10 protein-coding genes are annotated in these 11,347 nt (G+C 68.8%); 2 read left to right on the top strand and 8 right to left on the bottom strand.

Annotated features, from left to right (window positions below; translation table 11 throughout):
• Positions 1–147: 147 nt before the first annotated feature.
• The 8 genes from WH07_RS02590 to WH07_RS02555 all read right to left on the bottom strand — a co-directional run bounded on the left by WH07_RS02590 (position 148) and on the right by WH07_RS02555 (position 9,205).
• Positions 148–1,221, bottom strand: coding sequence for a helix-turn-helix transcriptional regulator (locus WH07_RS02590; RefSeq protein ID WP_046494768.1), 1,074 nt, complete (start codon positions 1,219–1,221; stop codon positions 148–150).
• A gap of 121 nt (positions 1,222–1,342) precedes the next feature.
• Positions 1,343–2,014 (bottom strand): GntR family transcriptional regulator, encoded by a 672-nt coding sequence (locus WH07_RS02585; RefSeq protein ID WP_046494765.1) that lies wholly within the window; start codon positions 2,012–2,014, stop codon positions 1,343–1,345.
• 77 nt (positions 2,015–2,091) lie between these two features.
• Positions 2,092–2,748, bottom strand: coding sequence for an amino acid ABC transporter permease (locus WH07_RS02580; RefSeq protein ID WP_046494762.1), 657 nt, complete (start codon positions 2,746–2,748; stop codon positions 2,092–2,094).
• Positions 2,748–3,428 carry an amino acid ABC transporter permease gene (locus WH07_RS02575; RefSeq protein ID WP_052744202.1) on the bottom strand — a complete coding sequence of 227 codons (681 nt, stop codon included), beginning with the start codon at positions 3,426–3,428 and terminating at the stop codon, positions 2,748–2,750. Before WH07_RS02575 ends, WH07_RS02580 begins: the two co-directional genes overlap by 1 nt.
• Positions 3,429–3,430: 2 nt before the next feature.
• Entirely contained in the window at positions 3,431–4,339 is a 909-nt protein-coding gene (locus WH07_RS02570) for a transporter substrate-binding domain-containing protein (RefSeq protein ID WP_157877170.1), read from the bottom strand.
• 31 nt (positions 4,340–4,370) lie between these two features.
• A complete protein-coding gene (locus WH07_RS02565) occupies positions 4,371–5,096 on the bottom strand; it encodes an amino acid ABC transporter ATP-binding protein (protein WP_046494780.1) in 726 nt (241 codons plus the stop codon).
• Positions 5,097–5,167: 71 nt separating this feature from the next.
• The gene (locus WH07_RS02560) at positions 5,168–6,460 is read right to left on the bottom strand and encodes a threonine synthase (protein WP_063775727.1); all 1,293 of its coding nucleotides are present in this window, start codon (positions 6,458–6,460) and stop codon (positions 5,168–5,170) included.
• A gap of 72 nt (positions 6,461–6,532) precedes the next feature.
• Entirely contained in the window at positions 6,533–9,205 is a 2,673-nt protein-coding gene (locus WH07_RS02555) for a M14 family zinc carboxypeptidase (protein WP_079022886.1), read from the bottom strand.
• Positions 9,206–9,838: 633 nt separating this feature from the next.
• Here WH07_RS02555 and WH07_RS02550 point away from each other — a divergent pair.
• Positions 9,839–10,840, top strand: coding sequence for a cation diffusion facilitator family transporter (locus WH07_RS02550; protein WP_046494756.1), 1,002 nt, complete (start codon positions 9,839–9,841; stop codon positions 10,838–10,840).
• Between the two features lie 123 nt (positions 10,841–10,963).
• The gene (locus WH07_RS02545; RefSeq protein ID WP_046494754.1) at positions 10,964–11,221 is read left to right on the top strand and encodes a DUF6221 family protein; all 258 of its coding nucleotides are present in this window, start codon (positions 10,964–10,966) and stop codon (positions 11,219–11,221) included.
• Positions 11,222–11,347 lie beyond the last annotated feature (126 nt).

Raw genomic sequence — 11,347 nt, 5'->3', positions numbered from 1 at the left:
GGAGTACGGGGACGGGGGAGTACGGGGGCGGAGCCGAGGCGCTCCGCCCCCTCTCCCGCCGCCGAGGCATGGCAACCGGAGCTGTGATGTCCCGGCGGTCGCGGAGCGACGATGTCCCGGACACCGGGGAGGGCAGCCGGCCTCGGATCAGCTCCAGATCTCCGGTACCTGCGAGGCGACGAGGCGGGCCACGAAGTCGCGCCGGCTGCGGACCCCCGCCTTGGTGAACACCGACTTCAGATGGTCCTGCACGGTGAGCGGTGTCAGGGACAACACCCGGGCGATCTCCCGGGTGTCGCTGCCCCGCAGAACCTGTACGGCCACCTCGCGTTCGCGGGGGGTCAGTCCGTACGTGGCGAACACCACGGGCATGACGTCGGCCGCGCTCGCCGGAGTGATCACCACCGCCGCCATGTGGTCGGCGGCGCTGCCCATGATCGAGGTGCTGAGCACGAACCACTCGCCCGCGTGTGTACGGACCCGCAGCCGCGGCGGCACGCCCGCCGCCGCCTTCGCCGCCCTGGCCTGCTCCACAGACATCAGCACCGCGGTCGGCACCTTGAAGGCCCCCACCGCGTCGTCGGCGATCTCCTTGAGCAGCATCTCGGCCCGGTCGTCGGCGCGCACCACCCGGTTGCGGGAGTCCAGGAGCAGTACGGCCGGCGGGTGATCGCCCGCCGGTGAACCCGTGGCACGCATCTCGCTGCGCCGCAGGGCCGCACCGAGGATACGGGCGGCGCGCTGGGCGAGCGCCACCTCACCGGGGCGGTAGGCGCCCCGGTCCGGGGCGCGCATGAAGGCGGCGCAGCCCCAGGAGGCGCCCGCCGCGTCGAACAGGGCCCGCAGTTCGTCACCGAACCCGGCCGGGGCTATCTGCTCGCGGAAGCGCCGGCTGGTGGCCGGGCGGCCCAGCGTCGCCCGGCTGAGGGATTCGGCCATGCGGCCGCTGCGCCTCAGACCGGCGAACTGGGAGACGTCCTCGGTCCAGATCTCCAGCTCCACCGCCTGCCGGAAATCCTCCAGCCGCAGATCGTCGGTGAGCACCGAGGTGACCAGACCGGTCGCGGGGTCGGTGCCGTGCCAGCACACCCCGTCGTACCCCAGAGCCCCGCGCAGCACCTCGTCGGCCCTCCGGAAGATCTGCGCGGCGCCCAGCGACAGACCAGCCAGCTCCCGCAACTCGGCGAGAGCGTGGCGCCGCTGCTCCTTCTGTGAAGTCATGGCCAGAGCATAGGAAGCAAGATCGCGTACCGGAAGATCTTCACCTGACACCGGGACGGACACCGTCGGCACTGCGGCCCGTGTCGACGATCTGGCCGCCTGGGTGAGCGCGGGTGCTCCTTCACGACTGCTCCGCAGCGCTCCGTACTTCGAGGTAGCGCTGCAGCGCGTGGCCCGCTTCACGGACGTGGCGGCGGATGTGCCGCTCCGCGGCGCGCGGGTCGCCCTTGCGGATCGCCTCCAGGATGGCCTCGTGCTCGTCGATGGCGACGGGCAGTCGGCCGGGCGCCCGCGCGGAGAGACGGTTGCCCAGGCGCACCTGGGCGATGAGGTTCTCCGCGATGGGGATGAGCCGCCGGTTGCCTGAGCTCTCCCAGATGAGGCGGTGGAACGCGAGGTCCAACTCCCCGTAGGAGTGCAGGTTGTCGGCCTTGATGGCCTCGCGTTGCCTTTCCAGCAACTGGCCCAGTTCGGCGGCGATCCGCTCATGATCGGGTGCCCCGGCTGTCCGGCGCGCGGCGATCCCGTCGAGGGCCTCCCGCAGCTCGTACAGCTCCAGCAGGTCGTCGGTGGTGGCCTCGGGGACGAAGTAGCCGCGGTGCGGGACGGAGATGAGGAAGCCCTCGCGTTCGAGTGCGGCGAGGGCTGCCTTGATGGGGGTGGGGCTGAGGCCGAGCTGCTCGGTCAGGGGACGGACGGTGACGCGGGAGCCCGGTGTGAGGGAGCCTTCGAGGATGGCGGCCCGCAGATGGTCGTAGGCGGCGTTCAGCAGTGTGTGGCGCGGGACGGTCATGGTCGCCGGAGCCCCCCTTTTCTCCGTGAAGATGTCTACCGAGCACGGTACTTCCCGGAGTGGCTGCGGCGGGCGCGTCAGTGAAGTCGGCGCTCGTACCAGCGGGACAGCATCGTCAACGGCAGGCAGATGACGAAGAAGACGGCGAGTACGGCGCCGAGGATCGGTACCGCGTGGGAGGAGCCGCCGGACAGTGTGAGTCGTTCGATGGAGCGTTGTGATGCTTCGAGGATGTCGAGCAGTCCGATAACGGCGGCCAGCGAGGTCTGTTGGGTGAGGTTGACGACGAGTCCGATCAACGGCGGAAGCGCCCGCCGGGCGGCCTGCGGCAGCAGGACGTACCGCATGCGTCCGGTCCAGGAGAAGCCCAGCGCCGCGGCGGCCTCGGCCTGCCCCCGGGGTATCGACTGGACGGCGCCGCGGACGACTTCGGCCACGTTGGCGCTGCCCCACAGGGACAGTCCGATGGCGGCGGCGGTGAAGGTGTCCACCAGTACGCCGATGACGGGCAGGACGAAGAAGATGGCGTACAGGATGATGACGATCGGCAGGCCCCGCCAGATTTCCACATAGGTTCGGGCCACCGCCCGGACCGGTCTGCTGGGCAGGGTGAGCACGGCGCCGACCAGGGTGCCGGCCAGGAGGCCGGCGGCGATGCTGACCAGGGCCAGCAGGGCGGTTTCGCGCAGGCCCTCGGCGAGGTAGCCGGCTACGGGTCCGACCCATGGGGGCATCAGTGCTCTCCTGGTATCGCGAAGCGGCGCTCGACGGCTCCGGCGCCCAGGGACATGAGCCAGACCAGTGCCAGGTAGACGATGCCGATGGCGAGGAACATCTCGGACGCCCGGAAGGTGACGGCGACGATGTTGACGGCGGTTTCGGTGAGTTCCGGGTAGCTGATCGCGACCATGAACGATGAGTTCTTGAAGACGGAGATGAGGATGTTGGTGACCGACGGCAGTGCGATGCGGGCGCCGAGGGGGAGGGTGACGTGCCGGAAGGCGGCCAGGCGGGGGAAACCGAGGGCTCGGCAGGCTTCGACGTAGCCGCCTTCGACGGCTTCGAAGCCGGCGCGGAAGTTCTCCGCGTTGTAGGCGCCGCCCCACAGGAGCAGTGACAGCCAGCCGACGGTGAAGCCGTCGAGCCGCAGCCCGGTCTCGGGCAGCGCGAAGTACAGGAAGAAGATCTGTACCAGGAGCGGGGTGTTACGGAACACCTCGACGTACGCGGTGATCAGTTGCCGGGCGACCGGTACGCGAAGCGCGCTGATCGCACCGAGGAGAACACCGACGACCAGGGCACCGGCCATGCCGATGGCGCTGATCGCCAGTGTTCGCAGCAGGCCGGTGCCGAGCTCGCCGAGATGTTCGGCGATGAAGCCCGGGTCGAAGTGGTAGCCGGAGGTGTCGGACATGCTCAGCACCGCATGGTGGAGCCGGACGGGTAGGTCAGCTCGCTGCCCGGGCGGGGCACGTACTTGGCGAACTGCTTCTGCACGGCGGGGTCGGTGACGGTCTTCTGGAATTCGGTCCAGAAGAAGTCGGTCTCCTGCATATGGGCGAGGGCGCCGTTGACCCAGGCCAGCATCTGCGTGTCGCCCTTGCGGACGCCCATTCCCCAGGGGCTGTCGGCCTTGGCCTCGCCGACGACCTTGAGGTCGGGGTTCTTCGCCGCCAGGTCGAGCAGAAGGGTGTCGTCCTGGGCGAACGCGACGCCGCGGTTCTGGTTCAGCGCGGTCAGCGCCTGGCTGGTCTCGGTGAACAGCGCCTGCTTGACGTCTTTCATGCACTCGGTCAGCCAGAGGCTGGCGGTGGCGCCGGAGATGCTGATGACCGACTTGCCGGCCAACTGCTCGAACGAGGTGATCGGGGAGTTCTTCGGTACCAGCAGTTTCACGCCGCTGTCGAAGTACGGGGTGGAGAAGTCGATGGTCTGGGCGCGTTCCGGGGTGTAGTTCATCGTCGCTTCGATCAGGTCGATGCGCTTGGAGGTCAGGAACGACACCCGGTTGGATCCGGTCACGCACGTGAGGGTCAGCGCGTCGGGGTCGCCGAACGCGTAGGAGGCCATCCGGTGGGCGATGGCGATTTCGAAGCCCGCGTTCTTCGACGACTCGTCGATGTATCCGAACGGCGGGTAGTCGCATTTGACGCCGACGGTCAGCTTGCCCTTGCTCTTCACCGCGTCGGGCAGCGGTGCCCCCACGTCCACAGGGGTGCCGGTGGCGGCGGTGGACGAGGACGTGGCGTCGGACGAAGAGGAGCAGCCCGCAGCGAGGACCAGGACCATCGCCGCACCTATGACAGTGCCGAATTTCGATCTCAAGACTGAACTTCCTTCTGCTCGTTCGCGCGGGCTATCTGAGAACCTTGCGCAGAAACTGACGGGTTCGGTCGTTCCGGGGCTGGTCCAGCACATCGACCGGGCGGCCCTGCTCCGCGATCACGCCACCGTCGATGAACACCAGGCGGTCGCCGAGTTCACGGGCGAAGCCCATCTCGTGGGTGACACACAGCATCGTCATCCCGGAGCGGGCGAGGTCACGCATCACATCGAGGACCTCGCTGACCAGCTCCGGGTCCAGTGCGGAGGTCACCTCGTCGAACAGCATCACGTGCGGGTCCATCATCAACGCGCGGGCGATGGCGACCCGTTGCTGCTGCCCGCCCGACAGTTGCCTCGGGTACGCGTCGGCCTTGCCGGCCAGCCCCACGCGGGCCAGCAGCGCCGTGGCCCGCTCCCGCGCCCGGTCCCTGGGCATCTGCAGCAGCTTGCGCGGCGCCAGGGTGAGATTGTCGACGGCGGACAGATGCGGAAAGAGGTTGAACTGCTGGAACACCATGCCGATGCGCCGGCGCACCTTGTTCAGATCGACGCCGGGCCCCGTCAGATCCTCGTTCTCCAGCAGCACCTGACCGGAGGTCACCGGCTCCAGCAGGTTGACGCAGCGCAGCAAGGTGCTCTTGCCACCACCGGACGGGCCGATGACGGCGACCACCTCACCGCGGGCCACCGTCAGGTCGACGCCCTTGAGCACCTCCACACTGCCGTAGGACTTGTGTACTCCGCGCAGCTCCACCATCGTCGGCCGCGTGCCGGCGGGCGACCGGACCGGAGACCGGGTGAGCGGACCGTCCGCGCCCGGCGACTCCGTCATCGCGGTGTCCAAGGGCCGCCGGCTGTGCCGGTCGTTTCGGCCGTGGCCGACGCCTCCGGTGGCAGATCCGCGTCGCGTCGCAGGCGAGGCGGCTGACCGACCCGCAGGGTGTCGCCGTACTTGACCGCACTGCCGGTGTTGAGTACGAGGACCTCCTCGTCCCCATCGAGCCACCCGTCGGCGCGCAGCCGGCGTACCGCGGCCAGCGTCGCCGCCCCCTCCGGGCACATCAGCACACCGTCGGACGTCGCACAGGCGATCTGCTCATCGAGGATGTCCCGGTCGTCGACGGCGATCGCCGTGCCCTCGCTGTCCCGCAGCGCGGACAGGATGAGGAAGTCGCCCAGCGCGGCGGCGACGTTGATACCGAACGCGACAGTGCGTGCCTGGTCCGCCGGCCACGGCCGGGCGGTCTCGGCCCCCGACTCGAAGGCCCGTACGATCGGCGCGCAGCCGCTGGACTGCACAGCCACGAACCGGGGCAGCCGCCCGGTGATCCAGCCCAGCGCGGCCAGCTCGTCGAGCGCCTTGCGGATACCGATCAGGCCCACGCCGCCGCCGGTCGGGTACACCACCACATCCGGCACCCGCCAGCCGAACTGTTCGGCGATCTCCAGGCCCATCGTCTTCTTGCCCTCGATGCGGTAGGGCTCGCGCAGCGTCGCGGCGCTGAACCAGCCGTCCCGTACCGCCTGCCCCGCGATACGACCGGCGTCGCCGATCAGACCGTCCACCATGTACACCCGGGCGCCGGCCGCCAGACACTCCTTACGGGTCACCTCCGGAGCGTCCTCGGGCATCACCACCAGGCAGTCCGTGCCGGCCCGCGCGGCATAGGTGGCCCAGGCGGCGCCGGCGTTGCCGTTGGTCGGCAGCGTCAGCCGCCGCACGCCCAGTTCACGCGCCCGGGAAACACCGACCGCCGCGCCCCGCGCCTTGAAACTGCCGGTCGGCAGCGCTCCCTCGTCCTTGGCCAGCAGGCCCGGCACCCCGATCCGCCGGCCGTACGCGGCCAGCGGCACGATCGGTGTCCAGCCCTCGCCGAGGGTGATCACGTTCGCGGGATCCCGTACCGGCAGCAGCTCCCGGTACCGCCACAGGTCAGTGCCGCGCGACGCGATGTCCCGCGGCCGGACCGAGGTCCGGACCCGGTCGAGGTCGTAGCGGACCAGCAGTGGCGAACCACAGTGGCACACGTTCTGCGGCACATCCGCGTCGTACCGTTCGGCGCACCGTCCGCACTCCAGGTGGGTCAGCGCGCTGGTCCAGCTCCCGTCGTCGGGATACAACCGGCTCTTCCTCTCTGTGTGACCGGGGATGGTCGGCGGTGGGGACGGGAGGGCCCGCCCCCACCACGGGATCTACTTGCCGAGGCGTTTGAACTGGTCGGCCGTGAGCTTCGTCGACGGCCCGTAATACGCGGCGTTGAAGAGCGTCCGCTGCTCGGACCGGTTCCAGGTACGGAACCCGATCTCGCTGCCGAAGGTCACGACGTACCCCTCGCCGATCGTCCAGGACAGCCCGTTGACCGCCCCGTTGAGGTGTTCGCCGCCGATCAGCCAGCCGCTCTTCAACTGCTCATCGGTGTCCGGGTACTTGGCCACCACGTCGACCGGGTACGTGCTCGTGCCGGTCAGCCTGTACGCATCGTTCGACACGAACCACACGGGGTTGTCCGCCGGCACGCCCCAGGCCACCGGGTTGTCCGTGTCGAACTCCTGGCTGAGCAGCGATCCCGGGCAGTAGAAGTCCGAGGAGGAGCCGCCGGGCAGCGCGGAGGTGATGGGCAGGCCGAACAGCGACTGGGCGGTGGCGGTCGCGCTGCCGTAGGTGACCAGAGTGCCGCCACCGGTCACGAAGTCGCGCAACTGGTTCCAGCCGGTCGTGCCGACGCCGAACGCCCAGGCCCACTCGGGCGGGTACCTCGTCGGGTTCAGGCCGTTGACGATGGAGTTCCTGCTGACCCCGTCCGGCATGACGATGGCGTCGTACTTGCCGGCGAGGTCGGCGTAGTCGCCCGCCTCCACGACCGAGTAGTCCACCCCGTACTGGTCGAACGTCCACATCAGCCAGCCGGACGGCATGTTGTCCGGGGGCTTGAGCAGGCCGATCCTCGTGCCCGGCTTGAGCTGCACACCGGCCACGGACGGCACCTCGCCGATGGCGGACACCGGGATGCCGGTGCTCCTCGACTGGGTACGCAGAAGCTCCCGGGCCGCCGAGGACGGCGGGACGAGGAAGGTGCCGACGGGAAAAGTACGGCCGCCGTCGGTGAATTGGGCGGCGGCGCGGAATGTGGGGATGTTCTGCTTCTGCAGCGCGGCGACGATCCGGAACACCCCGTAGGACTCCGGCCCGATCGCGTACGCCCCGCCGCGCGGTGGCGTGGAGGGCGTGGCGACCGCCGGGGGCTTGACCGAGCTCAGCAACTTTGTGCCGGCCGAGAAGGGCGCCTCGATCAGGTCGGCCTCGAAGCCGAGCAGCATCGGCAGGGTCTGCGCGGTGGTGTCGTACGGCCGCTGCGGCGGGCCACCGGGGTATTGCAGCAACTGCGGGTAACTCTGCACCTCCAGCAGCGTCTTGGCGAACCCGGCATAGGGCTGCTGCATGTAGATGACGTACGACCCGGCGGGGTACCGCTTGCCGCCGGCGGTGAACGCGGCCCGCGCCTCGTGGATCTCCACCGCGCCGAGGTGGAATATCTCCAGGGCGTCGCGGACGGCCTGCGGGTCGCGCTGCCCGGCCGGGATGACGTAGGCGTACGGGCTGGTCCGGGTGACCGCCTTGACCCCGACGCGGTAGGAGTTGTAGAGCCAGTTGTAGGTGTCGTAGGCGACCGCCTCCAGGCCCGAGTAGAACGCCTGCGAGACCCAGTCGATGATGTTGCGCAGCGTCCAGGTGTTGGAGTCGTACGGCTCGATGAAGTTGATGTCGGTGGTCTGCTGGCCGAGCGGCTTCGTGCCCACGTTGGGGTAGGCGAGGTTGGACGCCGCCGCGGCCTCGGTCAGGATGCGCGCCGAGCCGTGGTAGACGCAGTACTGCCGGGACGGGGACCAGTAGTCGTACGTCGAGCCCCAGCCGTTGCCCTTCATGCCGGCGACGGTCATGCCCCGCTGCATCGCCAGGCCCACCGTGTTGGTCCCCTGCACCAGGATGGTGTCGATGTTGGGGTCGTACGGCGACAGGTACGGCGGCGTGAACAGCCGGGGAGAGCCGGCGTTGGCACCGTGGGAGTCCTGGAAGACCTGGGGCCGGTACTTGTTCAGGATCGAGACGTTGTACCTGCTCTCGATCTGGGTGAGCATGATCCAGTCACGGTTGTCGTCGTGGCCCGTGTACTTCTGGTACAGGTCGGGGTAGGTGCGCGAGTAGGCGGTGTCGGCCGTCGCGGCGAAGTAGTCGTTGACGAGGACGAGGCCGTCCGGGTTCTGGCACGGCTGGAGCAGGATGACAAGGTTGTCGAGGATCTTCTCGATGTAGTCGGACTTCTCGGTGGCCAGCCGGTGGGCCCATTCGATGGCGGCCTGGGAGTTGCCGACCTCGGTCGCGTGGATGCCGGCCTGGACGTAGTAGAACGGCTTGCTCCGGGTGGCCAGCTTCTTCGCCTCGGCCTCGGACAGCCCCCGGGGATCGGCCAGTCTGGCGTTGGCGGCGACCAGTTCGTCGAGATCGGCCAGGTTCTTCGGAGAGCTGATGGTCAGCAGGACGTACGGATGTCCCTCGGTGGTCTTGCCGATCTCTTCGTACTTCACCCGGTCGCTGCGAGCACCGATCAGCTCGAAGTACGGGACCATCGTGCTCCATTGAGCCAGGAAGCCGTCGGTTCCGATCGGAGTTCCGAAGTACTCCGCCGGGGCCGGGATACGCCCCTTCTGCTGCCCGGCGGACGGTTGGTCATGGTCGGTCGGGGGCGCTGCGGGCGCGGCCGATGCGGCGCCCGGCTGGATCATCGTCGCGGCCGCCCCGGCGCCGGCCGCCGCGGTGGTCCGAAGGAGCGTTCGGCGGGAGAGTCTTGAGCCTTCACTACTGGTCATCTACCGACATCGCCTTTCACGGTCCGGCTGGGCCGGGCCGTAATCCGTCGCGGAGTGGGGGTGAGTCGACTTCGCTGGCCTGCGGGGTGTCGTACAACGCCGTCGGTGTAGGTGGCGCAGCGCCGCGCCACGGTGGTTGTCGCGATGCCCGGGTGCCGCGCGCTGCTGTCGGGCAGACCCGCGTGATCCGCGAGCGCCCCGACCCCGGGCAGTGAAAACCTCTGCGCAACGCAATGTGCCAGTCGGCACCGAGTGAGGACAACGGTTCAATCTTGGATTTAATATTAAAAGCGTGTTGCGCCGTGGCTGGGTGGGGCGGGGGCGGCGCGATATGCGCTGGGCGAGCAAGCAACGTTCTACGGGGAGCTGCTGACGCCCCGTCAGTCTTCCGCGTACGCGCACGTGTAGCGGCGCGTGGCGGCAACGGCGCGTGCCGAACCGCGCCACGACGCCCTGACCCGCCATTCGCCCGGCCTTCCGGGCGCGGCCCCGTCCGATGGATAGCCTGCCGAATAATCGCAGGTCAGAGCGGTGTTATTGGTGTTGACAACGGTCACCGGTGCAGCCTTTGCCGGATCGCTCCGGAGTGCGCTTCACTGCCTGAGTCGCATACCGCAAGCGGGGAGGGTCACCATGAGCGGACATCAGAAGCACGACCATGGAGCGGAAGGCCACACCGGACACACCCATGGAGTCGTCACCGACGCCGACAGGCGGTGGCTGTCGATCGCCCTCGTCCTCATCACGTCGTTCATGGCGATCGAGGTCGTCATCGGCGTCATCGCCGGATCGCTCGCGCTGATCTCCGACGCCGCGCACATGCTCACCGACGCCGTCTCGATCGTGCTGGCGCTCATCGCGATGCGGCTCTCGGCCCGTCCCGCGCGCGGCGGCTTCACGTACGGTCTCAAGCGCGCGGAGATCCTCTCGGCCCAGGCCAACGGGCTCACCCTGCTGCTGCTCGCCGCCTGGCTCACGTACGAGGCCGTCCACCGCCTGATCGACCCGCCCCGGGTCGAGGGCGGCCTGGTACTGGTGACCGCCCTGGCCGGCATCGCGGTCAACGTCCTCGCGGCCTGGTGCATATCCAGGGCGAACCGCACGTCGCTGAATGTCGAAGGCGCCTACCAGCACATCCTCAACGACCTGTTCGCCTTCATCGGCACCGCGGTCGCCGGTCTGATCGTGGTCACCACGGGCTTCGCGCGCGCCGACGGCATCGCCACGCTTGTCGTCGTCGCGCTGATGGTCAAGGCGGGGTACGGTCTGGTCCGCGAATCCGGACGCATCTTCCTGGAAGCCGCCCCGGCGGACCTCGACCCCGACGCCATAGGCGACCAGCTTGTCGCACGCCCGTCTGTCGTCGAAGTCCATGACCTGCACGTATGGACCATCACCTCCGGACAGCCCGCGCTGTCCGCCCACGTCCTGGTTGCTCCCGACACCGACTGCCACGCGGTGCGACGCGACCTGGAACGCCTCGTCGGCCAGGAGCACAGGATCAGCCACACCACGCTCCAGGTGGACCACGCACCCGAGGAGCCCCGCACCCTCGTCCCTGCGGGCGCGACACAGGGGGAACACTGCGAAGACCCGCACGGCCCCATCCACCGCGACGAACCACACGCACACTGACACTGACATTGACGGAGGAAGGTCGCGCATGCGCGGGCGCAGGTGACCTCACACAGCAGGTGAGCTCACGGGGACGGCGAATTGGCCCACCCGCCGGCGCTTCCGGTGCGCGAAGATGACGTCATGGACGACCTCGTCAAGTTCCTTCGGGACCGCAACATGGCGGACAACCATGCCTATGCCGAGGTGGCCCACCGTTTCGGCGGCGATGCCCTACTCGGCAGCCACCTGCCGATGCTCGACCTGGTCGACATGCTGGCCAGGCAGTACGAGGCAATGGATCCGGCGGATGCACGCTACGCAGGTCTCGCGTACGCGCTCAACGTGTTGGCGCAGTCGTACGCCGAGCACCCCGACTACCGGCAGGAGTGGCGTCCGTAGGGCCCATCAAAGAAACTTCCTGGATTACTTACGGGACAGCCCTTGGCCCAGCTTCTATTTGATCATTCTGGCGGCAAACAGTGCGGGCGCTTCAAAGGAGCAGGGCGGACTTGACGGAAATTCGTG

The sequence above is a fragment of the Streptomyces odonnellii genome (assembly GCF_000981895.1).
Classification (GTDB): Bacteria; Actinomycetota; Actinomycetes; order Streptomycetales; family Streptomycetaceae; genus Streptomyces; species Streptomyces odonnellii.
The sequence above is the reverse complement of the archived record's forward strand: the minus strand, read 5'-3'. Positions and strand labels throughout refer to the sequence as shown.